The organism is Streptomyces spiramyceticus, from assembly GCF_028807635.1.
Classification (GTDB): Bacteria; Actinomycetota; Actinomycetes; order Streptomycetales; family Streptomycetaceae; genus Streptomyces; species Streptomyces spiramyceticus.
The window spans coordinates 940,147-964,798 of record NZ_JARBAX010000002.1 but is presented as its reverse complement, the minus strand read 5'-3'; the positions used below and the strand labels follow the sequence as shown (position 1 = coordinate 964,798).

Genomic DNA, 24,652 nt, shown 5'->3' with positions numbered 1-24,652 from the left:
CCCCGCCACCGCCTACGCCGAGGTGCTGACCTCGGCCTCGACCTCCGCTTCACGGGGTGGCCGGACTGTCTCCGCAGGCTTCTCCTCCCGCACCCGCAGCGTCCGGACCAGGCGCGTCGCGGCCAGCCAGAACGTGGTCGGCAGAAAGACCAGGTCGCCGACAATGGTGATCGCGGAGAACATCGGCAACGCCATCAGAATGCCGATTCCGATATGCGTGGCCAGCATGACGACGAGGATGCAGTACTTGAGGCGCCGGTTGAATACGAGCGCGGGGAACAGCATCTGGGAGAAGACGGTGACGTACGCCATGACGGCCGCGAACGTCCCGTAACTCGCCACCCAGGCCGAGAGTTCGGGCCAGGTCGAGAAGTCGTCGTACATCATCGAGTAATAGAGGGCCGTGCCATTGCGCCATGACTCGCCCTGGATTTTGTACATGGCCGCGGAACCGTAGATGACCATCACCTGGAGGGCGATCATCGCCATGCCGCCGTTGTGCAGAACGGTGACCATGCGCCGGCGCAGTTCCTCGGTCTCCGCGCCCCAGAACACGAACTTCGAGGCTCCCTTGCGGCGGGCCCGGCGGCGCGCGTCCAGTGACCAGTGGCGGCCCGAGGCGACGAAGACCAGGAAATTGGCGAACAGCAGACTCAGCAGTGCCCAGCCGCTGTTGGCCATGGATCCGCGGATGTAGAAGGCCACCACGAGGAAGCAGAAGGCGGGGGCCATCGCGCGGGTGTGCCAGCCGAGCATCAGCAGCGCGCTCACCACGACGGCCAGCGCGTACCAGGACCAGAAGACGAGCGGGCTGTCCGTGGCGAGGAGGGAGTACCACCAGGAGAACGCGCCGTCCCAGCCCCGGGCCTTCATCGTCTGGTCGAAGAGCTCCGGCGTGAACGGGGATCCCGGCCCCCAGAGCCGGTCGGCGCGTACCGATTCGCGGAGCAGGTGGATCAGGTAGAGCCCGGCGAGGCCGATACGGATCGCGGCCGCGCTGTAGAGGGCGAGCGGCTGGAGGGTCAGGTTCCTGGCCCTGCCTGCGACTTGGCGGCCGAGGCCTCCCGCGGATTCGCGTCCGAGGGCGAGGGCTGCACGTACGGTCATGAGCGGACCTTCCAGTATCCGAGAGGCCGATACTGCGGGCGCATGACGGAACCCTGGTATCCGGGTGGCGGTATCCGGGTGCTTTTCAGGCGGAGTTGGACGGCCTGGCCCGGCTTCTCCCCCATGTCGTCGAGCCTGACCAGAATGACGTTGAGCAGATAGCGCGCCGAGCGGCCGGTGGCCTCGGTCGCATTCCCGCGCGCCGCATTCGTCCGGTACTGGGAAATGGCGCGGCGCAGCACGAGCTGGTCTTCGATGCTGGGGAGCACTTCTCCTCGGTACGCCGCGTTGTCGTGTGCGGTGAGGTCGATCCACCGGCCGAATTTTCCGTCGACGTTGGCACGCACTTCAAGATGCTGATTGAACTTCGAAGGCTCCGGGGCGAAAATGCTCCAGTCCTGCGGGAATAGCGGCCGCATCCACCCATTGACCTGTTTTGTGTAGGTCTTGGAGAGCGGGAAGTCCGTGGCGACGTAGAGCAGCAGCATGCTGGAGTGAATCAGTGCGATCAGCGCGACAAATGCCGCAAAGATCCGGACGAGCCTGCGCCGCGCAGCCCCAAGAGGCATGCCTGTGGGGGCAAGTGGGTCGGGCGGCGGTATGGCGGACTCGGCCACGGCGGTTTCTCCTCATGGTGCCCATGAATCACAACGGGGCCCAGGGTATCCGGCGGCTCAGATGTCCTTGGCGGGCCAGTCGAGCAGCCGCGCGCCGATCACGGCGGTCTGGAGGGTGTAGCGGTGCATCGGGTCCGCCGGGTCGGATCCGGTCAGCTGCTGAATGCGCTCCAGCCGGTACGTCAGCGCCCGCACGCTCAGGCTGAGCCGCCGGGCCGCCTCGGCGGCCACACAGCCGGAGTCGAAGTACACGCTGAGCGTCTCCAGCAGTGGCCCGGCGCCGCCGCGGGCCTGCCTGAGGGGGCCTGCGAGAGCCGCAGGCCGAAGCACTCGGCGCGCGCGGAGAGGCGGCCCAGGTCGCTTCGCCCGTGGAGGAGGTCGTCGATGAACTCGCGCCTGGCCGCCTCCTCCTGGCGTACGGCCGGCCAGATGCTGGGCCCTCTCGTACCGTTCCTCTGGACTGAGCAGGAGTGAGTCCGCTCAGCCGCACGCCCCGAACGGTCTTGGGCGCACTGGTCCCCGACGTACTCAACCCCGGGGCGGCGACACACATCCTGTGCGTGGTCCGGGCCCGGGAGGCCAGTTCCCTGTACGACCTGGCCATGTGGGCACGGCCAGAGGCGACGGGGAGGCCCTGAACCATCACTCCGGTGGAGCAGGGGCCCCGCACGCTGGCACCGTACCCGGCGCCCCAGATCGCACGATCACGTTAACCCGGACGGCCCAGGACGCCGCAAGCCCGGAAGCCGACCATCACACGATCGAGTTAAACCACCCTCGTGCACGCTCCCCGGCAAGCAGCTGACGCCCCTCGGCGAAGGCGTCGACGGCCTGCTCCACGGCGGCGAGGACCCTGTCGTGGGAGGCGGTGGCATGCGGCCAGGCGGCGCGGGTGGCTGCCAGGTGCCGGCCGACGAGGGCGCGCAGGCCGTGCCCGGCTTCGGCGGCGCGTTCCCCGAGGGCGCGGCGCGAGTCGAGTTCGCTGCGGGTCAGACGGCGGCCGGTGGCGGAGACGTCCGCCAGGATCCGGGCATAGCCGTCCAGATACTCCTCGGAATGCTCCTCGGACACCTCTCGGGACAGCTCTCGGGACACCGCTCGCTCCGTCACGCGTTCCAGCATAAGGATTGCCGGAAACCGGCAATGAACCGGCCGTTGAGGCGCTGATGCGCGCGGTCAGACCGTCCGCCCGTCGGGCCCTGCGCGCGGGACCGGCCGCCTGCCGAGGAGTTCGGCGAGGCCCCGGCGGGTGGCGGCGAGTACGACACGGTCCTCCGGGCGCAGGACGTAGCCGGGGTCCAGGTCCCAGATCAGGCGCGGCGGACGCCGTGTGCCGTTGCCTTTGCCTTCGCCGTCGTCCACGGGTGCGGCGCTCAGATCGCTAAGGCGGTCGGCCGGGGTGGCGCTGTCCAGGGCCAGCAGACGCCACGCGCCGGAGCTGAAGGCGTCGGCGACCTTACGCCCTTCGAGCAGCGGCTGGCCCGCCACGTCGATCGCGGCGAAGAGCAGCACCGTACGCTCGACCGGTATGGCACCCAGGATCTGACGCCCCATCATGGCCCCGGCGAAGGCGGGCGCGGCCAGGTGGGACACGCTGCGGCTGCGGGTCAGGGCGCGGGGGTGGGCGGCGCGCAGGGTGCGGTAGACCGCGGTGGCGAAGTCGTCGTCGTACAGGCGCAGGGCCACGCGCAGGTCGGGCTTGACGGAGCGGCCGTACAGGGCGGCTTCGAGGTTCGTCGTGTCGGCACTGGTGAGGGCGAGCATGGCGTGCGCACGGTGGATCTTGGCCGCCTCCAGGACGCCTTCCTGCGTCACGTCGCCGATCACGGTCGGTACGCGCAGGCGGCGGGCGAGCGGAATGCCGCGGGCCTCCGGGTCCTCCTCCACGCATACGACGGGGATGTCGAGTTCGCGCAGTCTGGCCAGCACGCGGGTGCCGACCTTGCCGAGCCCGAGCAGCACGACATGGCCGGAGAGCCCGCGCGGCGGGCGGCGCAGCCCGGAGGCGCTGCGGAGGGCGCCGAGGGCCTGGAGTACGGCCGCGACGAGCACGGGGAGGAGGAGCATCCCGGCGAGTCCGGCGAGGAGTTGGAGGATCTGGCGGTCGAGCTCTTCGTCCACCGCGGGGTCGTTGATCGCGAAGAGGTCGAGCAGCGTGACGTAGGCGGCGTGCAGCGGGTGGTCGCCGGTGGTGAGCCAGGAGGCGACCGCGAGGCCGAGGACGGCGGACGCGAGTCCGGCGACGGCCCACAGGAGGCGGCGGGAGAAGAGTTCCGCGAGCGGCACGCCGCGGCCCGCGAGTCTGCCGGGCGGTGGCGTCGTACTCGTGTAGGAGAGGGCTTCGAGCACGATGGTGCCCCGGCCCGTGGCGGCGGCGACTGTGCGGTCGTCGGGCAGCAGGCGCGGCGCCTCCTCGCCGCTGCGGTCCGAACCCTCCGCGCCGGCGGGGTTGGTGGTGGTGGAGGAGAGCAGCGCGAGCGTGCAGAGCCCGGGGTCGGCGACTTCGCCGCGTGCGGGCGGGTTGCGTTCGACGGCGCGCAGGAGCAGGCCGTCGGCCTGTACGACCTTGCTGGTGCCCGCGACGGCGGTGGCGGCCAGGGCGGGCGCCGCCGTGTCGGCGTCCGAGAGGACGGTGGTCGCGGCGTCCAGGTCGGCGGCGCTCAGTCCCGGCGTGGCGACGGCCGAGGCCTGGTCGAGGAGCTCTTCGAGATGCTGGCCGAGCTTGCGGTTGTAGAGGCGGATCACCAGCCGCAGATGGGGATTGAGCCGACGGGCGGTCAGCGCGGCGCGGATGTTGATCTCGTCGTCGTCGTGGACGAGGGCGAGCGCGGCGGCCTGCTCGACGCCCGCCTCGGCGAGGGCGACGTCGTCGAGCTCCGACGCCTCCAGGACGCGTACGAGGTCCGCCGGGCCGTCGTCAATGTGCGGGTCGGCGGGAGTGGTGGCGTTGGCCGTGGCGGTGGCGTTGCGGTTCATGACGGCGGACACCCGCCCTAACAGGGCGGACGCCCGGCCGGGACCTCGGCCCGCGAGGGGCTCCGGAGGGCGGCGCGAGTCGCGGGCGGGCGGCACGACGAGGGTCACCTGCTCCCCGTACACCTCGCGCAGTTCGGCGGCCAGGCGGTGAGCGAGCGCGTCGTCGCCACTTACGATCATGTGGTGCTGGCGGGGGGCGTGTTGACCCTGATGAGGAAGTGACGTCACGCCCCTAGGGTGCCTTGGGCGCTCCGCGGGCGGGGGTTGGGGGGCGGGTTGCCTGCAGCGCTCACGCCGGACGGGCTGAAGATGCCCGGGGTCACGCCCGCTTGAGCGGGTCGTGACCCAGCCGCATCAGCCGGAACCGCCACGCGGAGTCCCCGGCTGTCGGTTCGAGATCGTCGCGCCGCTGCGCGGTGACCGTGTCCACGACCTGCCGCATGACCTCGATGTCGCCTTCGGTCAGATCCATACGCCGCTTGCCGAGGATCGAGAGGACATGCCGTCCGGTCTCGGTGCCGGCGTGCTCGGGCAGCGGCTCGCTGTCCTCTTCCGCGTCGCTGGTCCGCAGCCAGGTGCTCAGCTCCTGCGACGTCATGTTCACCACACGGTGGAATTCGTCCCAGAGCGCTTCGAGTTCCGGGTCGCTGATGCCGTCCATGATGTGCCTCCCAGGTGGTTCAGGGGGTGGTCCTCGTCGGCGGTACCCCTCCCAATGCGGTACGAAACACCCAAGGAGCGGAGGAAGGGGGCATCTCAGCGCGCGAAGACCGCGTCCAGGTAGACCCAGGCCCCCTCGTGCCGTACGAAACGGCTCTGCTCGTGGAGTTCCCCGGGCTCACCCTGGTGGGCGTAGTGGGCGCGGAAGGTGACGGTGCCTGTGGTGTGGAAGGCGGTGCCGTCGGTGGTGGCGAGGATGTCCAGGCCCTGCCACTGCATGTCCGTATCGAAGTCGACGGCCGGCGGCCGGGTGTCGGGGTGCCAGGTGCGGAGCAGGTACGCCGCGTCCTGGACGACGAAGGCGCTGTAGCGGGAGCGCATGAGGAGCTCGGCGGTGGGCGCGGCGGAGGCGCCGGAGTGGAAGCGTCCGCAGCACTGACCGTAGGTGGCGGGGAGGCCACAGGGGCAGAGCGCTGCCGCGGCAAGGGACGGGCGCTGCGGGCGGCGGGCGGGGCGTGAGGTGCGTCGGGACATGTCCTTATTGTGCCTGCGGCCACTGCGGCCCTTTCGCGCCAATGTACGGGTGGGCCCGCACGCGCCTTCCGGGTCCAAGGTGGCGTCCGTATGCTCCAGCGCCTGACGCGCACGTTACCGACGGTAAGTCGGCGATTCCGTAAGGGGGATGGGGCATGGGCAGTTCCAGACGTACGTTCGTGGCCGGAGCGGTGGCGGCCGGCGGAGCGGTGGCCATCGGCGGGGCTCCCGCGCCCGCGCTCGCGGCCACTCGTCGGCGTACCGCAGGTCCGTCGGTCGCCGTCCTCGGTGGCGGGGTCGCGGGCCTTACCGCAGCGCACGAGCTCGCCGAGCGGGGCTTCGCGGTCACGCTGTACGAGCGGCGCGCGCTCGGCGGCAAGGCCCGCAGTATGGACGTACCAAACAGCGCGAAGGGCGGCCGAAAACCGCTGCCCGCCGAGCACGGCTTCCGTTTCATCCCCGGCATCTACCACAACCTGCCGGACACGATGCGCCGTATCCCCTTCCCCGGCAACCCCAACGGTGTCCACGACAACCTCGTCGCGCCGAGGGAAATGATGATGGCGCGCACGGGCCGCGAAAACATCCGGATACCGATCCCCTGGCCCGGCCACCAGCCGGCCGACCTCACCCTCGACGACATCCGCCGCGCGCTGACCGCCATCCTCGAAACGGCCGCCGGTCTGCCGGCGTACGAGACCGCGTACTTCGTGAACCGCGTCCTCGTCTTCCTCACCAGCTGCGACGAGCGGCGCGACACCACATGGGAGCGCACACCCTGGTGGGAGTTCGTGCGCGCCGAGCGGATGTCCAGGGACTACCAGCGCCTCCTCGCCATCGGCGTCACCCGCAACATCGTCGCGACGAAAGCGGAGGAGGCCAGCACCCGCACGGTCGGCACACTCGGCGAAGCCTTCGTCCTGAACGCCCTCGGCCGGGGCGCGGACGGGCCGCCGGACCGGCTGCTCAATGCCCCGACCAATGAGGCGTGGATCGACCCGTGGGTGGACCACCTGCGGGGCCTCGGCGTCGACTTCCGGGTCGGCTGGACCGTACGGGAGATGAAGTACGCCCCGGCCTCGGGGAAGATCTCGGCGGCGATGATCGAGGACCCCGGAGGCGTACGGCAGACCGTGATCGCCGACCACTACGTCTCGGCCCTGCCGGTGGAACACGCACGGCGGACCTGGAGCGCCGAAATGCGCGCTGCGGACCCGCAGTTGGCGCGCTGCGACAGGCTGCGGACGGATTGGATGACGGGCATCCAGTTCTATCTGACGGAGCGGACGCCGATTCTGCACGGCCACCTGAACTGCGTCGACTCCCCCTGGTCACTGACCGCGATCGCCCAGGCCCAGCACTGGCCGGACCGCGACTTCCCCGCCGACTACGGCGACGGGACCTCGGCGGACTGCCTGTCCGTGGACATCTCGGAATGGGACAAGCCCGGGATCCTGTACGGCAAGACGGCCAAGCAGTGCACCCGCGAGGAGGTCGCGCGCGAGGTGTGGGCCCAGCTCAAGGCGGCACTCAACGACACAGGCAAGACGGTGCTGCGCGACTGCACGCTGCACTCGTGGTTCCTCGACCCGGGCGTGGACGGCATCGGCACGCCGAACCCGACGAACGAGGACGAGCTGCTGATCCACCCCGTGGGTACGCTCCACAACCGCCCGTCGGCGACGACGAAGATCCCCAACTTCTTCCTGGCGGGCGACTACGTGTCTGTCGACATCGACCTGGCCACGATGGAGGGCGCCAACGCGTCGGCCCGCGCGGCGGTCAACGCACTGCTCGACCGGGTCGGTTCGACGGCGCCGCGGTGCACGGTGACGCCGCTGTTCCGGCCGCCGGAGATCGAGTTCCTGAAGCGTCACGACCGGGCGCGGTACCGGTTGGGGCTGCGGAATGCGCTCGATGTGGGGTGACGGCTGGTCAGGGCGTGTCGGGTAGGCCCTGGTCATACGCGGCGACCAGGCGGCGACGCACCCGGGCCAGGGTCTCCGGCGGGACGTCGCTCAACTGGTGGTCGGTCATCCGGTCCAACACCTGACGGGCAGCGTCGCGGAACCACCCGCTTGCCCACTCCCGTTCGCTGGTCCTGGCCCAAAGGTTCAGCACTCGGCCGAAGGCGCCGTTCCCCAGGAGCGCGTCGACGGCCAACTCCCAGTACTGCCGGAGCGCGGCGCGGTCCGCGCCGATGGCACCCGACTCCAGTGCCGCCATCGCCGACCGCGCCATCAGCTCCAGCACGTCAGTGCCGGGAAGCTCCGGCATCAGCGCGTCCAGTACACCCGCCACCACAGAGGCCGGGAGGCGGGCCGCGTCGTTGGCCAGTTGCCCCAGGACGAGCTGGATCGCGCCGCGTCGGGTGTCGAAATCGAGACCGGAGGATGGTTCCAGGAACGTGCCGCAGCGCTCGTACAGGACGGCCAGTTCGCCGTCCGGGGCACCGAGGTGGCTCGCCAGCCACAGGTCCGTCAAGCTGTGGGCGACCGAGGTGGCAGTGCCATCCGGCGTGCCGACGAAGGTGGTGACGGCGGACCCCAGCCGGCGGAATACGGGGTCGACGGCGTGGAGGACGACGGCGTCGTTCGTCCCTCCGGACACCGCCATCTTGTGCCGGATCTGGTCCGGGTAGGGGCGGGACCAGCAGATACTGCTGGTGCGGTCCCCGTGGCCGGGAGGACGGCCGTACAGCCAGTAGGTGTCGACCGGTTCGTGGACGAGAGTGTCATCCGACGGCAGGATGGCCAAGTCCCGCCGGTCGTCGCTCCAGATATGGCGGAGGTCGAGGGCGATCGCGAAGTCCGTCCACTCCGGTTCGGTGAAGGCCGAACGCCACAGCAGTACATAGCGGTGCCAGGTCCCCGCCGGATTGACGTCGCCGGGGAACACTTCGCTCGCCTTGACTCCGTCCCTGACCAAGACCGTCAGCATCATGAGGTTCGCGCCGTACAGGCCGTGGCGCGAGGACGTCGCCCGGACCGTCGGCCGGTATTCGGCGAAGCGGTGCTCGGTGCGGTTGCGGTGGTCGGCCATCACCGTGACGAGGAGCTCACCGAGCCGCTCCCGGTCCTCCGGCGCGATGCGGCCGATGCGGGCGCCGACGAAGCGGAGCATCTGGCGGGAGGAGAGTGGCGCGTAGGACAGCAGGACGTACAGCAGGTCGTCGTCAACGCCCGCCCGGCCGAGGGAGAGCGCCGGGCGCTGGTCGAGCAGCGCGTGGAGGAGCTGTACGGCAAGACGGGCGGCGAGGTACTCGCCGAAGGTGGCGTGCAGGAATTCGTACGTCGCCAGTCGCTGGTCGTCGCGGAGCGCCTGCGCCCGCTGGACAAAGAAGAACCGGCCGAGCGCGATCTCGGCCTGGTCGAGCGGCGCGCGGAAACCTGCCTGAGCTGAGTCCGGGCGGCCGAGCAGCGCGGTCAGGTCCTGCTCCAGCTCGGTGGTGGTGATCCACTGCCGGTGCCGGTTGAGCATGCCGAAGGAGATCAGGGACAGCCGCTGGAGCTCCTGCTCGACCCGGTGAGCCAGCTGGTGTTTTGTCAGTGCCGTGGCGGACTTGCCCACCTCACGCACGGCGAAGGACGCCAGCAGCTCCTCGTACAGCTCGGCCTCTCCCAACGGCTCGTCCTCCGCGCCGCATTGGAGGGCGTTGCCTGTGGCGTCGTACAGGGCGAGCATCAGAAGGAGCAGCGGCTGGGAGGCGAGGGCCTGATGCCGGGCCGCGACGGCGGCGGGCAGGGGGCGCAGGCCGTTCGCGGTGAGGTACGGCTCGTTGAGGCGGTTCCACAGGTCGAGCCAGCGCTCGACCTGCTGCTCCCTGAAGGGTTCGAGGCGCAGCGCCACGGCGCCTTCCGGATAGCGCGCGCGGTCGGCGACGGCGGTGCGACTGGTGACGACGGCCAGCACCGGCCTCCCCTGGTCCGCCTCACGCTGTTGGAAGCGCGCCACCCGCACCAGGTAGTCGGACTGGCTGACGCCGGTGGCCTGGAGCAGCTCGTCGAAGCCGTCGAAGAGCAGGACAGGTACGGCTCCTTCGGCCGCCCGGATCAGATCCGGCCACGACGCCCGCTCGCCGGTCGCGGCCCGTACGGCGTGTTCGATCTGGTCCTGTACGTCGTCGTCGGCGGGCACTTCGCGCAGGACGATCCGTACGGGCAGGAAGCCCGCCTCGGGCAGCCGGGCCGCGAGGATCTTGGTCAGTACGGACTTCCCCGCGCCGGGCTGGCCGAGGACGACGAGGGGTGCGGTGGTGGATGCGATGGAGGTAAGGGCACCCGCGAGGTACTCGGTGAGGTCGGACCGTACGGGCGCGGTCTCCCACCACTCCTCTTCGGCGGGCCCGTGGGGGCCTTCGACCACGGCCCGGACCCGGAAGTCGGGGTCGACGTAGCCCTCGCCGAGGGTGGGCAGGCAGACGCCGGTCGGTGCGTCGCCCTCGGCCAGGATGGGGCGGGGCAGGGCCGCACGGTAGCCGGTGGCGAGGGAGGCGGCGGCGTAGGTGAACGGGCGTACCGGGGTCAGACCCGCCAGTGCGGTCTCGATGCCGGTGAGGGCCTGGCGGATGCCGGCGCGGGTTGCCTGGTGCTCGATCTGGCCGGACCAGAAGCCGAATTCGGGGACTTCCAGGGCCAGTTGGGCGTACAGCTCCTCGTAGCGCCGGATTGCTGCCTCAACCAGCCGACGACCCAGCGCTTCCACGGTCGCGTCCCGCTCCGTCTCGTCCAGTCGGTCCCAGACGGCCAGCCCGCTGGCAAATTGCATCAGACGATACGAGAGCTCCCGGTACCAGTGTTTCAACTGGACGCAGATCAGCTCGTAAGGCGCATGCGGGGCGGGCTGCGGAGCGCCCGCGGCGACGAGAGCGTGAATGAAAGACTGCGCCGCATCCGACCCTCCGGCCAAGCCGATCTGCTCGCGCCGCGTAAGCCGCAACTCGGCCAGCTCAAAGGGCAGTTCCGCCTCACCCAGAGCCTCAAAATACGCCGTGATCACGATCACCGCATGCGCCGCAGCGATCCGTTCCGTACGCTCCGCACGCTCGGCCGACCCCAGCCGCTCCCGTAACCCAGCCGTCAGATCACGCCCGAGCCGCAGCACCCGTCCCTGCGCGTCGAAGACGTTGAGCACCGCATCGCTGACGCCGCCCGTCGCCATCGACAGCACTCCGCCCAGCGCCTGGTCGGCTGCCGCCAGTGCCGCGCTGTCGCCGCCGAGAATCGCCACCGCGTCGCTGTAACTGAGAAGTCGTCGCCCCCGCACCGTTCCGGTCTATCACCAGAAGCGGTCAGAGACGTCCGGCTTCCACAATCCGCCGCAGAAAGCGCTGCGTCCGCTCCTCCTGCGGATCGCCGAAGATCTGCCCTGCGCTTCCGCGCTCCAGCACCACTCCCCCGTCCAGGAAGCACACCTGGTCGGCGACTTCGCGCGCGAAGCCCATCTCGTGGGTGGCGATGACCATCGTCATGCCGTCGCCCTTGAGGTCGCGTACGACGCTGAGCACCTCGCCCACCAGTTCCGGGTCGAGCGCCGCCGTGATCTCGTCGAGCAGCAGCAGGCGCGGGCGTACCGCAAGGGCGCGGGCGATCGCGACGCGCTGCTGCTGGCCGCCGCTGAGCCGGTCGGGGTAGGCGCTCGCCTTGTCGCCGAGGCCCAGCCGGTCGAGGAGTTCGCGGGCCTGTGCCTCCGCTTCCGTGCGCGACGTGCCGTGTACGCGTCTCGGCGCGAGGGTGATGTTGTCGAGCACCGTCATGTGCGGGAAGAGGTTGTACGCCTGGAATACGACGCCGATCCGGCGGCGTACGGCATCCGCGTCCGCCCGCGGGTCGGTGATGTCCTCCCCGTCGAGGAAGATCGCGCCGTCGTCGATCTCCTCCAGGAGGTTCGCGCAGCGCAGGAGCGTCGACTTGCCGGAGCCCGATGCGCCGATGAGGGCGGTCACGGTGTGCGGGGCGACGTCGAGGTTCACGTCGCGCAGGACGACCGAGTCCCGGCCGAAGGTCTTGCGTACGTTCTCCAACCGCAGGACGGGCGGCGTACTGGCGGGCGTCATGTCGTGCCTCCCTGGGCTCGCTGCCGGTCCATCCGGGCCGTGACCCAGTCCGTGAAGCGCGTCATCGGGATGGTCAGCGCGACGAAGACGAGGCCGGCGACGACGTACGGCGTGTAGTTGAAGTCCTTGCTGGCGATGATCTGCGCCGCGTACACCGCGTCGACAGCGCCCGCGATCGACACGAGGCCGGTGTCCTTCTGGAGCGAGACCAGGTCGTTGAGGAGCGGCGGCACCACACGGCGCACGGCCTGCGGAAGCACCACGAAGCGCAGCGCCTGGCCGCTGGAGAGGCCGAGCGAGCGGGCCGCCGCGCGCTGCGAGGGGTGGACGGATTCGATGCCGGCCCTGAAGACCTCGGCGACGTACGCCGAATAGGTCAGCGTCAGTGCGGCCCCGCCGAGCAGCACCGGGTCGGTGGTGACACCGGTCAGGCGCAGGGCCGGGACGCCGAAGACGACCAGCAACAGGCAGATGATCAGCGGCAGTCCGCGGAAGAAGTCGGTGTACGCCGCCGCCAGCGCGCGCAGCGGGAAGAAGACCGGGCCGCGCAGGGTGCGGGCGACGGCGAGCAGCAGACCGAGGACCAGGACGGCCGCGCCGCAGACCACGAGCAGCCGGAGGTTGAGCCAGAGGCCGTCGATGACCTTGGGCAGGGCCTCGCGGGCGTACTCGGCGCTGAAGAAGGTCTCGCGGGTGCGCGGCCAGCCCGGGGAGTTGGTGACGACGAGGAAGAGAACGGTGGCCGTGACGAGAGTGCTGAGGGCGGCGATCGCGGTGGCGCGGCGGGTACGGACGCGCTTGTGGCGCTCGCGCTCGATGCGCCGCGCGGACGGGACGTACTCGTCCTCCGCCTCCGTCACGGTCTTCTCGATGGTCACTTGAGCACCGGGGCGTCCGCCGCATCGGACAGCCAGCGCTTCTCCAGCGCCGCGAGTGTGCCGTCCGCGCGCAGGGCGTCGACGGCGCCGGTCACGCAGGACGTGAGCCTGCTGTCCTTGTCGAGTACGAGGCCGAACTGTTCGGCGGCGCCACCTGTGTTCTCCAGCTGGCCGACGATCTTTGCCTCGGGGACCTCGGCCGAGGTGATGTAGAAGGCCGTGGGGAGGTCGAGGACGATCGCTGCGACCTGGCCGTTCTTCAGGGCGGTCTTGGCGAAGTCGTTCTTCTGGAAGACGGCGGCCTGCTGCTTCGGCCTGATGACGTCGTTGACGACATCGAGGCTGGTGGAGCCGACCTGGGCGCCCAGCTTGACGTCCTTCAGGCCTGCGAGGCTTGTGACCTTCGCCGCCTTGGAGGACTTCAGAGCGATGACGGCCTGCCGGACGTCGTAATAGCCGGAGGAGAAGGCAACGGCCTTCTTGCGCCGTTCGCTGATGGAGATCTGGTTGAGGTCGAAGTCGAACTTCTTCTCGCCGGGCGCGAAGGCGGTGTTGAACGGCACGGTCTGCCAGACCACTTGGTCCTTGCCGTAGCCGAGTTTCTTCGCGACGGCGTGCGCGACGGCCGACTCGAAGCCCTTGCCGTTGGCCGGGTCGTCGTCCTGGAACCACGGTGCGTACGCGGGCTTGTCGGTCCCGATGGTCAGCTTGCCGGGGACTTCGGTGGCCAGTTTGCCAGGCGCGCAGCTCGCCTTGGCGTCGGGTGCGGCGTCCGAAGTCCCGGGTTGCGGGGCGCAGCCCGCGGCGGCAACGGCGGCGACGGCCGTGACGGCGAGTGCGAGGGCGGCGGCCTTGGTCGGGCGGCGGCGGGGCAGGCTGGCAGGGCGCATGGCGGGAGAGTTGCAGTGCGCGAGGGCGTTTGTCCAGGTCACATGGGGAATCGTCCGCATCCTGGAATGTATTGCGAGACGGTGAATTCTGGCCGGGTCAGGCACGGGAGGCGCTGCGTTCGTCGGCTTCGCTGGGTTCACTGGGGGCACTGGGGGCACTGGGGGCACTGGGGCCGAACCGCTCGCGGTACGCGCTCGGGGTGAGCCCCGTACGGCGACGGAACTGGGCGCGGAGGTTCGCGGCCGTACCGAGGCCGCTCGCACGCGCCACCGATTCGATGGCGGGCTCGCCGCGCTCCATCAGGCGGCAGGCCAGTACGACGCGCTCCGCGGTGAGCCAGGCCAGCGGTGTGGTGCCCAGCTGTGCGCGGAAGCGGCGGTGCAGCGTGGCCGGGCTGACCGCGGCCTGCGCGGCCATGCCGGTCACGGTCAGCGGCGTACCGAGCCGTTCTCTGGCCCAGTCGAGCAGCGGGCCGAGGGAGGTGTCGCGGGCGGCGGGCAGCGGTTGCTCGATGAACTGGCGCTGGCCGCCGTCGCGGTGGACGGCGAAGACCAGGCGGCGGCTCACGGCCGCGGCGGCCTCCGCGCCGTGGTCGCGGCGGACCAGGTGCAGCCCGAGGTCGAGGGCGGCGGCACTGCCCGCCGCGGTGAGGATGTCGCCGTCGTCCACGAACAGCACGTCCGGTTCGAGCCGCACAGCGGGGAAACGCGCCCGGAAGGAGTCCGCCCACCGCCAGTGCGCGGTGGCTCGGCGCCCGTCGAGCACGCCCGCCTCGGCAAGGGTGAAGGCGCCGCTGCAGAAGCCCACCAGCCGCGCACCTCGTGCGTGCGCCCGCCGTACGGCGTCCAGCACCGCCGGGCGGCGCGGCACGTGGGTGTCCGGCCGGTTGGGCACGATCAGCGTGTCCGCGGTGTCGGCCGCCTCCAGTCCGGCGACCCCGCTGAGTGTGAAGAGCCCGTCCCTCATCAGCGTGCGGGGCTCCGGGGCGCACAGCGTGAAGTCGTAGAGCTCACGGCCGAGTTCGGATGTGCGCCGCAGTCCGAACACTTCGGTGGCGCAGCTGAGCTCGAAGGGGTTCGAGTTCTCGTCGACGATGACGACGACCCGATGGAGCGCGTGCGAGGATCCTTGCGTCATGTGCGATTCCTATCACTCACGACTGCCCCGGGCCAGGGACGACGATGAGGACATGACGACGTACGAACTGAGCAAGCAGAACGAACCGACCTCACTCGCCCACGCTTTGGATTCCTTCGACGCACTGTGGAGCCCGCGCATCGTGACGCGCGTCAACGACTACGACGTACGCGTCGCCAAGGTCGCGGGCGAGCACGTCTGGCACGTCCACGAGGACACCGACGAGTTCTTCCAGGTCCTGGACGGCGAACTGACCATCGCCCTGCGGGCGGACGGGCGGGAGGACGGCGCCGAGCGGTCCGTCGTCCTCCCCACCGGTTCGGTGTACGTCGTCCCGCGCGGCACCTGGCACAAGCCGTCCTCGGCGGACGGCGCCTCGCTGCTGCTGTTCGAGCCGTCGGGCACCTCCACCGTGGGCGACCGCCACGACCCCGTACCGGCGCACGTGGACGCCACGACGGGGCACGCGCTCTGACAGCACAGTCTGCTGCCGGTCCGGTCCTCTGCCGGTCAGTCGGCTGTCGCGAGGCGCAGTCCGAATCCGGCGAGCTGGGGAGTTGTCCGAAGGCCCCCGGCCACCGGGGTTTGGGAGCGGGAGACGAACTTCAATAAGATCCGGCGATGATCACAAGAAAACGGCTGGCGGCCGGGGCATTCGGCCTGCTCGTCGCCCTGTCCGCCGGGCTCGTCCCGGCCGGCACAGCCACTGCCGCCGACGAACCGGGCGCACAAGAGTCCCCCAAGGTCGAGCTGGTGCTCGACGTCAGCGGTTCGATGCGGGCCAAGGACATCGACGGCCAGTCCCGGATGGCTGCCGCCAAGCAGGCGTTCAACGAGGTGCTCGACGCGGTTCCCGCCGAAGTGCAGCTCGGCATACGCACGCTCGGCGCCAACTATCCGGGTGACGACAGGAAGACCGGCTGCAAGGACACCAAGCAGCTGTATCCGGTCGGCCCGTTGGACAGGACCGAGGCGAAGACCGCCGTCGCGACGCTCGCGCCCACCGGCTGGACGCCGATCGGGCCCGCCCTCCTCGGGGCGGCCGACGATCTGGAGGGCGGCGGCTCCCGCCGGATCGTGCTCATCACGGACGGCGAGGACACCTGCGGCCCGCTCGACCCGTGCGAGGTCGCGCGCGAGATCGCCGCGAAGGGCACGCAGCTGGTCGTGGACACGCTCGGGCTGGTCCCGAACGCGAAGATCCGCCAGCAGCTGACCTGCATCGCGGAGGCCACCGGCGGTACGTACACCGCCGTGCAGCACAAGGACGAACTGTCCGAGCGCGTCAGCCAGTTGGTGGACCGCGCCGCCGAACCCGTCGTCAATCCGGTGGCGACCGAGGGCGCGGCCGCGTGCGCGGGCGCGCCGCTGCTCAAGGCGGGCCTCTACGCCGACCGCGAGAAGTTCTCCGAGCACCGCTGGTACCGGGTCGACGTCCTGCCCGGGCAGGAACTGCGGGCCTCGGTCAGCATCGGCGCCGACCGTGCGGTCGACCGTGACTACGGCGTACTGCTGCGGGCGGTCACCGAGCGCGGGCGGGAGATCGTGCGCGGTTCGGAGGCCGGTGACGGCCGTACGGATGTGATCTCGACCGGACTGCGCTATCCGAAGGCTCCGCTCGACGACGACTTGGACGGGGAGGTCAAGCCGGCCGCGGAGAGCGTATGCCTCCAGGTCAGCAACTCCTTCTCCGCTCTCGCCTCGGTGAAGACCACCCCCGGCCTGCCGGTCGAGCTCACCATCGACCTGGTGGACGGACCTGACGCCTCGTCGGACGTGGCGTCGTTCGGTCTCGGGCGGGGCTGGTGGCTGCTCGGCGTGCTGGCGCTGACCGGTCTGGTCGCCGGTCTGCTGTGGGGCTGGATCTCACGCTGGCGCTTTGCGGTCTGGAGGACCAACTGATGCGTACGACACGCGTGTTCACGGGTGTACTGCTGACCGCCGCGGCCCTCTTCGCTGCCGGGGCGCCCGCCGCACTGGCGGACTCCCCCACCCCGAGCCCGACCCGGACCGATGCCGAGGCCGCGCCGACCGAGGCGGGCACCACGTTCCGTACGGCGACGAAGATCCGGCAGGACCAGCGGGCCACGGCCGACGCGTCCACCGGTGACTACCTGTACTGGGTGTTCGAGGCCGACGCGGGGAGTACCGCCACCGTGAAGGCCACGGTGAAGCTGCCCGAGCCCGCCGCGCGGCACGGCGCGGCGACCTGGCGGATCGACGTCTACGACGGACTGCGCCGACGTCAGGCCTGCGTCTACGGCAGCCAGGCCAAGGCGGCACCGAAGGACGCCGCCTCGGTCGACCTGTCCTGCACCCTGCGCACGGTCCGGGCCTGGGCGGAGCCGTGGGCCAACGATCCGCTGCACGGGAGTTACTACGTACGGCTGACGGTCGTCGACCTGCCTCAGGAGGACCTCGGTCTGCCAGTGCACGCGGAGGTCGGGGCGACGACGAAGGACGCGGGCGGTTCCCGCGCGGTGGACGGCGCGCTGTCCGTACCGCTGGTGGCCGGAATCTCCGACCCGAAGGTGGCCGAGGCGACGCAGTCGGCGTCGAGCCGGTGGTCGGACCGCTGGCTCTGGACGGTGGGCGGGGGCGTCCTCGGGGCGATCGCGGCCATCGCCGGATACAGCCTGACGCGCGGCTCCGGCCGCCCGTCGCGGGTGCCGCCGGGCATCTGACACCCGGCATCTGACGGGCCGACGGGCCGACGGCGACCGCTGCCGTCGGCCCGTACGACCGACCCGGTGAAAGTTATTGACAATCACCGGCAGGGAAACTGAAACTTTCCGCCATGGCCGCCGCACCCGCCCCTGTGCAGACCCAGCCGTCACGATCGCGTCGAGCGCTGGTGGCGGGATCCGTAGGCAACTTCATCGAGTGGTACGAATTCGGCGTCTACGGCTACTTCGCCACCATCATCGCGTCGCACTTCTTCACCCCCGAGGGCGGCAGCGACGTCGAGGGACTCGTCAAGACGTACGCGTCCTTCGCCCTGGCGTTCTTCTTCCGCCCCATCGGGGCCGCGGTCTTCGGCCGACTGGGTGACCGTATCGGGCGGCGGCCCACCCTGATCCTGGTGGTCTGCCTGATGACCGGCGCGACGGCGCTGATCGGTGTCCTGCCCACGTACGCCACGATCGGTGCGGCCGCGCCCTGGCTGCTCACGTTGCTGCGGGTTCTGCAGGGCCTCTCGGCGGGCGGGGAGTTCGGCGGCGCGGTGTCGATCATGACGGAGTTCGCCCCGCCGGGACGGCGCGGCCGGTACGGGGCCTGGCAGTCGTTCACGGTGGCGCTCGGGCTGCTCGGGGGCGCGGGGGCGGCGGCGCTGCTCGCGACCGTACTGACCGAGTCTCAGCTGAACGGGTGGGGATGGCGGCTGCCGTTCCTGCTGACCCTGCCGCTCGGACTGGTCGCGCTCTGGCTTCGGCTGCGCCTGGACGAGACACCCGCCTTCACGCGTGAGACGCGCGAGAAGCACGAGCCGGTGCGGCCACCCGTCGGCGAGACGGTCAGGGCCGTCGCGCTGGGCGCCGGGCGCGTCATGGGCTGGTCCGCGTCCGGGTACACCTTCCTGGTCGTCCTCCCCTCGTACCTCCAGAGCACCCTGAACGCCACATTCCAGGAGGCACTCGTCGCCACCGTCCTGGCCAACCTGGGCTTCGCGGCCTCGATCCTGCCCGCAGGCATCGTCAGTGACCGCATCGGGCGGCGGAAGGTGATGCTGGCCGGTGCGGTCCTGGTCGTCGCGCTCGCGCTGCCGCTGCTGAACCTGGTGCAGGACCCGGACGTGTCGACGTACGCCAAGGGGGCGGCGCTGTTCGGTGCGGGGGCGGCTGTCGGGCTGATGGCGGGGCCGGGTCCCGCGATGCTGGCCGAGATGTTCCCGACGACCGTCCGCTATACGGGACTGGGCCTTTCGTACTCGCTCTCCAACGCCGTCTTCTCGGGCTGCGCGGGGCTCATCATCACCGAAGTGATCAAGCGGACGGGCAACGTCGACATCCCGGCGTACTACGCGGCGGCGACCTGCGCGGTCAGCGTGATCGCCCTGCTCACGCTGCGCGGCGACGACCACAAGAGGGCGCTGCGATGAAGGGGCTGGGATGAGGGCGCTGCTATGAGGGTGATCGGGCTGATGTCGGGCACGTCGTACGACGCGATCGACGCGGCCGTCGCCGACCTGACGCTCGAAGGGGACACCCTGGTACTGACCCCGCTGGGGATGGTCAGCACGGTGTACGCCGACGATCTGCGGGCGGAGCTGCGCGCGGCGATGCCGCCCGCGGCGACCACCATGGCGGCGGTGTGCAGACTCGACACGCGTATCGGACAGGCCTTCGCGGAGGCCGCGGTCCTGGCCGATCGGGAACTGTGCGAGGGCCGGGCGGACTTGATCGCGTCGCACGGTCAGACCGTCTACCACTGGGCCGAGGACGGCCGCGTGCACGGCACGCTCCAGATCGGCGAGCCCGCCTGGATCGCCGAGGCGACGGGCCGCCCCGTCGTGTCCGGATTCCGGCCCCGCGATGTCGCCGCCGGGGGCCAGGGCGCACCTCTGGTGAGCATGGTCGACGTCATGTGGCTGCGGGGGCGGACGGGCGTCCCGGTGGCATTGAATCTGGGCGGCATCGCCAATATCACGGTGGTGGACGGAGGTTCTGGTGGCGGTGGTCCGCTCGCCTTCGACACCGGGCCCGCCAATGCGCTGATCGACGCGGCGGTCCAGAGCTACGCGGGCGGCGGGACGGCAGCGTACTCCGGCGCCTCCATCGACACGGACGGCGCCCTCGCCGCGCGCGGCACCGTCCACCAGCCGCTGCTGCGACGGCTTCTGGACGAGCCGTACTACGCGAAGCCCGCACCGAAGACGACGGGCAAGGAACTGTTCAACCTGCCGTACCTGCGCGCCGCGCTGGCCGGCTTCGGGCCGCTGCCGGCCGAGGACGTCGTGGCTACCCTCACCCGGCTCACGGCCAGGACTGTCGCCGAAGCGGTGCGGCCGTTCGGGACGACCGAAGTGATCGCCTCGGGCGGCGGCACCCGCAACCCGGTCCTGATGGCGCAGCTGCGCGAGGAGCTCGGCGGCGTACGGCTGCTGACGTCGGACGAGCTCGGGCTGCCGTCGGCCGCCAAGGAGGCGTACGCCTTCGCGGTCCTGGGCTGGCTGACCGCGCACGGCCTGCCGGGCACGGAGCCTTCGTGCTCCGGCGCCCGCCACCCGAGCGTCCTCGGCTCGGTGACTCCGGGCGGTCGCGGCCTGCGCCTGCCGGAACCGGCCACGACCGTCCCGATCGAGCTGACGATCAACCCCCGCCTCTTTACGGCAGGTTGAGGGCACCCGTACGCTCCCGCCACCGCGTGATCACCGGACGTGACGGCAGACGGAGGGTGCACGACCATGAGACTTCGCAACAGACCCGCGCTTCTCGCCGTGGCGGGCGCCCTGATCGCCGCCTGCGCCGTGGGCACCACACCGTCCCTGTCTGCGGCGGCGGCGCCGCGTCCGGTGACGGCGGACGCGAGGGTGGTGCCGTTGCAGCAGACGGGGCCTGCCGACAAGCGCTTCAATCTCGTCCTCCTCGGTGACGGCTACACCGCCGACGAGATGCCGGGCTTCCGCGCCGACGTCGACAAGCACCTCAATGTGCTGTGGAGCATGGAGCCGTTCGCCTCCTACCGCTCGTACATCAACGTCTGGGCAGTGGAGCTGCCCTCCGCCGAGTCCGGTGTCGACTGCGATCCCGGTCTTGACGCGCCCCGCCGCGACACCCCCCTGAACATGGGCTTCTGGGGCGGCTGCAACCCGGCCGGGGTTCAGCGGCTGCTCTCCATCGACTCGGCGGCAGCCGCCGCGCTGGCCGACCTGATCCCCGGTTCGCAGAGCACCAACCGGCAGATCGTCGGCCTCGCCAACAGCGATACGTACGGCGGCGCGGGCGGCACCTTCGCCACCGCGTCGGGCGGCAACGCACTCTCCTCGCTCATCACACCGCACGAGATCGGCCATTCCCTGGGCAAGCTCCAGGACGAGTACGACTACTACGCACGCGGCGTCCCCGGCGGCACCTACCAGGGCGGCGAACCGGCCTCCGCCCATCACACGCTCCTCACCGAGGCGGAGATGCGCGACAAGCAGCGGAAGTGGTGGCGCTGGCTGGGCGAGCGGAGCGATTCCGGCGGGCGCATCGGACGGCACGAGGGCGGCATGTACCAGACGAAGGGGGTCTGGCGGCCGAGCAAGCACTCAATGATGAAGACCCTCGGATACGCCTTCGACCAGGTCGAGCGCGAGATCATGACCCAGGCCATCTCGGCCAAGGTGAACCTCGTGCAGGGGCACGCGCCGAACGCCACGGCCATCGGCGACGACCGGAGCGTGTGGGTCGACACGCTTCACCCGGTCGGCGGTGAACTCGACACCGTCTGGCGGCTGGACGGCCGCCGCGTCGAGGGCAATTCGGGCGCGCGCAGCCTCGACCTGCGGCGGCTCGACCTCGACAGTGGGCGTCGTCATACGCTCACCGCGACGGTCACCGACCCGACTCCCTTCGTACGTGATCCGAAGATCCGCGAGTCACAGGCACTGACCCGCACCGTCACGTGGACCGTGGACCCGTCCCTGACGACTGAACCGTCCTTCCCCGCCCCGGAGTTCACCACCCACACCGACACCGGTGCTCCCGTAGGCGCCGAGTCCGTGGTGTACGCCGACACTTCGCACTCCACGGGCCCGGCCCCGAAGGTGCACTGGACACTGGACGGGCGGCCGGTGCTGAACCCCGGCAACGACCGCGACCTCGACCTCGGCGCGCTGCGGGTGAGCGCGGGCAGCCGCCACACCCTGAGCGCCCGCATCGCCGGTACGGACCGCACGCTGACCTGGACGGTCGACGCCACGCCCGCAAAGGCGGCGTACGAACTGTCGGACCCGCTGAGCACGGTGCGGCGGCCCGGCGAGCCGGTGGAGTACGTCTACGACGGTCCGTTCACGATGAAGCTCACCGCTCGCGACGACCAGAAGGGGTACGTCGTCTCGCAGTTCAGGGTCGACGGCGACGGCTGGTACACCTACTTCGGCTGGCCGACCGACGCCGACGCCCCGTTCCGCTTCACCCCGAGCGGCACCGTCATCGACGACCTCGTCTACGGCAAGCTCGGCACGCCGCGCGTGGTGCCGTGGGACGACGCGACACCGGAGTACGGCACGCACACGGTCGAGTACCGGACGATCGACTCGGCGGGCAATGCGAGCGCGGGGAAGAGGTTCCTGGTGACGCTGGTGCGGTCGGGGAGCGGGGATTAGGGCGTGTCCGGCGGAACAGGCCAGCTTCAGGGTGCGGCGCGTTCTCGCCGCAGATGTGCGTGCCAGGCCCCGCGGCCCAGGCATGATCCGCCGGAATCGCCTCGCGGGCCCTGCTCTCCGCCGAGGAGCACGAGTTGCGGCCCGTGGGCGTGCAGCTGGCGCTGCCGGGCCTGGTGTCCGGCGGCACGGTCCGGCAGGCGCCCAACCTTGGCCGGACCCGCGTCGCGGCGGAGGGCCTCTTCGCACAGGCGCTCACGGTCCCTGACGGGGGACGCGGCGCGGGGGGCGGCGGCGCTGGTGGTACGGGACGTGCTGGCGGATCCGGTGGCGTACGCGTAGCGCGGGTGCGGTGGGAAGCGAGGCGGAGCTGAAATACCAGCCCCTCCGGCGTTTGAGGAGCGGGGTCTGGGGCGGAGCCCCAGCTTCGGGAAAGGGGCGGGTAGGGGAACTGTGCCGCAGGCGACCCGCACCGCACCCCCGGCCCCGCCACCCCGCGTCAAACCTTGCGAGCAACTCCCGTGTACGCCGGGATCGGGTCGTCGCCCGCCACCGGTACCGCTTCGCCCAGCTCCGGGTGCCACTCCGCCGTCAGCGAGACACCGGGGTCGACGAGCTCGAAGCCCTTGAAGAACTCGGCGAACTCCTCGCGTGAGCGCGGTCGCAGCGTCAGGCCCCGCGCCTTGTACAGCGCGGACGCCTTCGCCGCGCCCTCGGGGTCGAAGTCCCCGGTGACGTGCGACAGCACCAGGTAGCTGCCCGACGGCAGCCGGTCCATGAGGCGGCTCACCAGTGCGTGAGCGCCGTCCTCGTCGCCCACGAAGTGCAGCAGCGCGACAAGGGACAGTGCGACCGGTCGGCCGAAGTCGAGTACCTTGCCCGCCTGTTCGAGGATGGCGTCGGGCTCACGCGCGTCGGCCTGGATGTACTCCGTGGCGCCCTGCGGCGTCGAGCGCAGCAGCGCCTCGGCGTGGGCCAGCACGATCGGGTCGTTGTCGCAGTAGACAATGCGCGCGTCGGGCGCGGTCTGCTGGGCGATCTGGTGGAGGTTGGGCTCGGTCGGTATGCCCGTGCCGATGTCGAGGAACTGACGTACGCCGTTCTCGGCGAGCCAGCGCGTGGCGCGATGCATGAACGCGCGGTTGACGCGCGCCATGTCCCGCCCCCGGGAGTCGATGGTGAGGAGCTGGCGGGCCATCTCCTCGTCGACCGGGTAGTTGTCCTTGCCTCCCAAGAACCAGTCGTACATGCGCGCCGGGTGCGGCTTGCTGGTGTCGATCTCGACGGGGGTGCGGTCTTGCCCGGTCATACGGAGCTCCATGGGGGGTGGCAGTGAACAACGTGGACAGGTGAGGCAGGTCAGGCAGGTGAGGCAGGCAAATCAGGTGCGTCAGGTGAGCAGGAAGTCGGCCTGGCCGGCCTTCGCTCCCCGGATGAACGCGGCGATCTCGCCGGGGGTGTAGATCAGCGCGGGACCTTCGGGGTCGGCGGACTGGCGGACCGCGACTCTGCCGTCGGCCAGCTTCATCGCCTCGATGCAGTTGCCGCCGTTGCCGCCGCTCCACGGCTTGTACCAGCCTTCGGCGGGGAGGTCGGTCGCGGGCATTCCGTTGTATATCCAGTCCATCACAGCTCCTTGCGGAGATCTTTCAGGATCTCCTTTGTGCGTTGTGCAGTTGCGGCCTGAGCCGCCATGCGGTCCATGACTTCCAGGTGGGCCGCCACCTCGGGCCGCGCGTCGAGATAGACGGCGCCGGTCAGGTACTCGCTGTAGACCATGTCCGGGAGCTCCGGTACGGCGAAGCGGAAGAGGACGAAGGGGCCATAGGTGCCCGCGTGGTGTCCCGTCGCGAACTCCGCGATCTGCAGCGTCACGTTGGGCATCTCGGCGGCCTCGATCAGCCGGTCGAGCTGCTCCCCCAGTACGTCCGGACTGCCGACGGGACGACGCAGGACCGTTTCGTCCATCACGACCCACAGCTTCGGGGCGTCGGATCTTGTGAGGAGGCTCTGGCGCTCCATGCGCAGAGCCACGTGCCGGTCGATGTCCCCGGGTCTGCTCTGGCCGACCGCCCCGCTGCGCATGATCGCGCGGGCGTAGCTCTCGGTCTGGAGCAGCCCCGGGACGAATTGCGGTTCGTACGCCCTGATGAGCGACGCCGAGCCCTCCAGGCTGACGTACATGCTGAACCAGTCGGGAAGGATCCCGTGGAACCGCTGCCACCAGCCGGGCTTGTTGGCCTCCTCGGCCAGCTCGACGAAGGCTTCGGTGTCTTCCTCGGAGTTCCCGTACGCCTTGAGGAGCAGCTGTACGTAAGGGATTTTGAGCGCGACCTCCGCGGTCTCCATCCGGCGGATCGTCGCCGGGGCGACGCGCAGGACCTTGGCGGCCTCCTCGCGGCTCAGCCCGGACCGCTCGCGCAGGTCCTGCAGGCGCTTGCCGAGCACGACCTGACCCACCGTCGGGGCGGACCTCGGTTCACTCACTTCA

The 24,652-nt window shown here is 70.5% G+C and carries 20 protein-coding genes and 2 pseudogenes; 8 read left to right on the top strand and 14 right to left on the bottom strand.

Translation table 11 applies throughout. The features are described from left to right. Positions 1-12: 12 nt before the first annotated feature. From PXH83_RS27910 to PXH83_RS27880, 6 genes and pseudogenes are all read right to left on the bottom strand, one after another. Positions 13-1,107, bottom strand: coding sequence for an HTTM domain-containing protein (locus tag PXH83_RS27910; protein WP_274564045.1), 1,095 nt, complete (start codon positions 1,105-1,107; stop codon positions 13-15). Next, on the bottom strand, positions 1,104-1,724 hold the full coding sequence (locus tag PXH83_RS27905) for a DUF5819 family protein (protein WP_274564044.1): 621 nt from the start codon (positions 1,722-1,724) through the stop codon (positions 1,104-1,106). Before PXH83_RS27905 ends, PXH83_RS27910 begins: the two co-directional genes overlap by 4 nt. Positions 1,725-1,781: 57 nt before the next feature. Further along, positions 1,782-2,846 (bottom strand): annotated as a pseudogene (locus PXH83_RS32615) (helix-turn-helix domain-containing protein). Between the two features lie 54 nt (positions 2,847-2,900). Continuing rightward, complete coding sequence (locus PXH83_RS27890) at positions 2,901-4,880, bottom strand: NAD-binding protein (protein ID WP_274564043.1); 1,980 nt, start codon at positions 4,878-4,880, stop codon at positions 2,901-2,903. Positions 4,881-5,019: 139 nt separating this feature from the next. After that, complete coding sequence (locus PXH83_RS27885) at positions 5,020-5,361, bottom strand: DUF3140 domain-containing protein (protein ID WP_420803258.1); 342 nt, start codon at positions 5,359-5,361, stop codon at positions 5,020-5,022. A gap of 95 nt (positions 5,362-5,456) precedes the next feature. After that, the gene (locus PXH83_RS27880) at positions 5,457-5,894 is read right to left on the bottom strand and encodes a YchJ family protein (RefSeq protein WP_274564042.1); all 438 of its coding nucleotides are present in this window, start codon (positions 5,892-5,894) and stop codon (positions 5,457-5,459) included. A gap of 155 nt (positions 5,895-6,049) precedes the next feature. On the opposite strand from PXH83_RS27880, the gene PXH83_RS27875 reads away from it, so the two are divergent. Next, positions 6,050-7,822, top strand: coding sequence for a hydroxysqualene dehydroxylase (locus PXH83_RS27875; RefSeq protein WP_274564041.1), 1,773 nt, complete (start codon positions 6,050-6,052; stop codon positions 7,820-7,822). 7 nt (positions 7,823-7,829) lie between these two features. Here the strand turns inward: PXH83_RS27875 and PXH83_RS27870 are convergent, their stop codons facing one another. From PXH83_RS27870 to PXH83_RS27850, 5 genes are all read right to left on the bottom strand, one after another. Next, on the bottom strand, positions 7,830-11,123 hold the full coding sequence (locus PXH83_RS27870; protein WP_274564040.1) for an NACHT domain-containing protein: 3,294 nt from the start codon (positions 11,121-11,123) through the stop codon (positions 7,830-7,832). Between the two features lie 61 nt (positions 11,124-11,184). Then, entirely contained in the window at positions 11,185-11,949 is a 765-nt protein-coding gene (locus tag PXH83_RS27865; protein WP_274564039.1) for an amino acid ABC transporter ATP-binding protein, read from the bottom strand. Then, positions 11,946-12,821 carry an amino acid ABC transporter permease gene (locus PXH83_RS27860; protein WP_420803287.1) on the bottom strand — a complete coding sequence of 292 codons (876 nt, stop codon included), beginning with the start codon at positions 12,819-12,821 and terminating at the stop codon, positions 11,946-11,948. Before PXH83_RS27860 ends, PXH83_RS27865 begins: the two co-directional genes overlap by 4 nt. 2 nt (positions 12,822-12,823) lie before the next feature. Then, positions 12,824-13,717, bottom strand: a complete 894-nt coding sequence (locus PXH83_RS27855) for an ABC transporter substrate-binding protein (RefSeq protein ID WP_274564033.1) — start codon at positions 13,715-13,717, stop codon at positions 12,824-12,826. A gap of 97 nt (positions 13,718-13,814) precedes the next feature. Next, the gene (locus tag PXH83_RS27850; RefSeq protein WP_274564031.1) at positions 13,815-14,855 is read right to left on the bottom strand and encodes a helix-turn-helix domain-containing protein; all 1,041 of its coding nucleotides are present in this window, start codon (positions 14,853-14,855) and stop codon (positions 13,815-13,817) included. A gap of 52 nt (positions 14,856-14,907) precedes the next feature. Here PXH83_RS27850 and PXH83_RS27845 point away from each other — a divergent pair, with 52 nt between their 5' ends. The 7 genes and pseudogenes from PXH83_RS27845 to PXH83_RS27815 all read left to right on the top strand — a co-directional run. Next, on the top strand, positions 14,908-15,330 hold the full coding sequence (locus PXH83_RS27845) for a cupin domain-containing protein (protein ID WP_274565191.1): 423 nt from the start codon (positions 14,908-14,910) through the stop codon (positions 15,328-15,330). A gap of 146 nt (positions 15,331-15,476) precedes the next feature. Further along, the gene (locus tag PXH83_RS27840) at positions 15,477-16,757 is read left to right on the top strand and encodes a VWA domain-containing protein (RefSeq protein WP_274564029.1); all 1,281 of its coding nucleotides are present in this window, start codon (positions 15,477-15,479) and stop codon (positions 16,755-16,757) included. Next, positions 16,757-17,539 carry a hypothetical protein gene (locus tag PXH83_RS27835; protein ID WP_274564027.1) on the top strand — a complete coding sequence of 261 codons (783 nt, stop codon included), beginning with the start codon at positions 16,757-16,759 and terminating at the stop codon, positions 17,537-17,539. Before PXH83_RS27840 ends, PXH83_RS27835 begins: the two co-directional genes overlap by 1 nt. Positions 17,540-17,652: 113 nt before the next feature. Beyond that, positions 17,653-18,954 (top strand): MFS transporter, encoded by a 1,302-nt coding sequence (locus PXH83_RS27830; protein WP_274564025.1) that lies wholly within the window; start codon positions 17,653-17,655, stop codon positions 18,952-18,954. 24 nt (positions 18,955-18,978) lie between these two features. Continuing rightward, complete coding sequence (locus PXH83_RS27825; protein ID WP_274564024.1) at positions 18,979-20,193, top strand: anhydro-N-acetylmuramic acid kinase; 1,215 nt, start codon at positions 18,979-18,981, stop codon at positions 20,191-20,193. Positions 20,194-20,259: 66 nt separating this feature from the next. Then, a complete protein-coding gene (locus PXH83_RS27820) occupies positions 20,260-22,164 on the top strand; it encodes a M64 family metallopeptidase (RefSeq protein ID WP_274564023.1) in 1,905 nt (634 codons plus the stop codon). An 86-nt stretch (positions 22,165-22,250) separates the two neighbouring features. Then, a pseudogene (locus PXH83_RS27815) lies at positions 22,251-22,418 on the top strand (transcriptional regulator); the annotation flags it as partial. A gap of 242 nt (positions 22,419-22,660) precedes the next feature. On the opposite strand, the gene PXH83_RS27810 reads toward PXH83_RS27815, so the two are convergent. The 3 genes from PXH83_RS27810 to PXH83_RS27800 all read right to left on the bottom strand — a co-directional run bounded on the left by PXH83_RS27810 (position 22,661) and on the right by PXH83_RS27800 (position 24,648). Then, complete coding sequence (locus PXH83_RS27810) at positions 22,661-23,470, bottom strand: SAM-dependent methyltransferase (protein ID WP_274564022.1); 810 nt, start codon at positions 23,468-23,470, stop codon at positions 22,661-22,663. An 81-nt stretch (positions 23,471-23,551) separates the two neighbouring features. Next, the gene (locus PXH83_RS27805) at positions 23,552-23,788 is read right to left on the bottom strand and encodes a DUF397 domain-containing protein (RefSeq protein WP_214921888.1); all 237 of its coding nucleotides are present in this window, start codon (positions 23,786-23,788) and stop codon (positions 23,552-23,554) included. Further along, a complete protein-coding gene (locus PXH83_RS27800; protein WP_274564020.1) occupies positions 23,788-24,648 on the bottom strand; it encodes a helix-turn-helix domain-containing protein in 861 nt (286 codons plus the stop codon). The genes PXH83_RS27805 and PXH83_RS27800 overlap by 1 nt, the downstream gene beginning before the upstream one ends. Positions 24,649-24,652: the final 4 nt, after the last annotated feature.

Coding starts and splice junctions, on each gene's coding strand:
- PXH83_RS27910 (WP_274564045.1), bottom strand. CDS start 1,107: ATGACCGTACGTGCAGCCCTCGCCCTCGGACGCGAATCCGCGGGAGGC.
- PXH83_RS27890 (WP_274564043.1), bottom strand. CDS start 4,880: ATGATCGTAAGTGGCGACGACGCGCTCGCTCACCGCCTGGCCGCCGAA.
- PXH83_RS27885 (WP_420803258.1), bottom strand. CDS start 5,361: ATGGACGGCATCAGCGACCCGGAACTCGAAGCGCTCTGGGACGAATTC.
- PXH83_RS27880 (WP_274564042.1), bottom strand. CDS start 5,894: ATGTCCCGACGCACCTCACGCCCCGCCCGCCGCCCGCAGCGCCCGTCC.
- PXH83_RS27875 (WP_274564041.1), top strand. CDS start 6,050: ATGGGCAGTTCCAGACGTACGTTCGTGGCCGGAGCGGTGGCGGCCGGC.
- PXH83_RS27865 (WP_274564039.1), bottom strand. CDS start 11,949: ATGACGCCCGCCAGTACGCCGCCCGTCCTGCGGTTGGAGAACGTACGC.
- PXH83_RS27855 (WP_274564033.1), bottom strand. CDS start 13,717: ATGCGCCCTGCCAGCCTGCCCCGCCGCCGCCCGACCAAGGCCGCCGCC.
- PXH83_RS27850 (WP_274564031.1), bottom strand. CDS start 14,855: ATGACGCAAGGATCCTCGCACGCGCTCCATCGGGTCGTCGTCATCGTC.
- PXH83_RS27845 (WP_274565191.1), top strand. CDS start 14,908: ATGACGACGTACGAACTGAGCAAGCAGAACGAACCGACCTCACTCGCC.
- PXH83_RS27840 (WP_274564029.1), top strand. CDS start 15,477: ATGATCACAAGAAAACGGCTGGCGGCCGGGGCATTCGGCCTGCTCGTC.
- PXH83_RS27835 (WP_274564027.1), top strand. CDS start 16,757: ATGCGTACGACACGCGTGTTCACGGGTGTACTGCTGACCGCCGCGGCC.
- PXH83_RS27830 (WP_274564025.1), top strand. CDS start 17,653: ATGGCCGCCGCACCCGCCCCTGTGCAGACCCAGCCGTCACGATCGCGT.
- PXH83_RS27825 (WP_274564024.1), top strand. CDS start 18,979: ATGAGGGTGATCGGGCTGATGTCGGGCACGTCGTACGACGCGATCGAC.
- PXH83_RS27820 (WP_274564023.1), top strand. CDS start 20,260: ATGAGACTTCGCAACAGACCCGCGCTTCTCGCCGTGGCGGGCGCCCTG.
- PXH83_RS27810 (WP_274564022.1), bottom strand. CDS start 23,470: ATGACCGGGCAAGACCGCACCCCCGTCGAGATCGACACCAGCAAGCCG.
- PXH83_RS27805 (WP_214921888.1), bottom strand. CDS start 23,788: ATGGACTGGATATACAACGGAATGCCCGCGACCGACCTCCCCGCCGAA.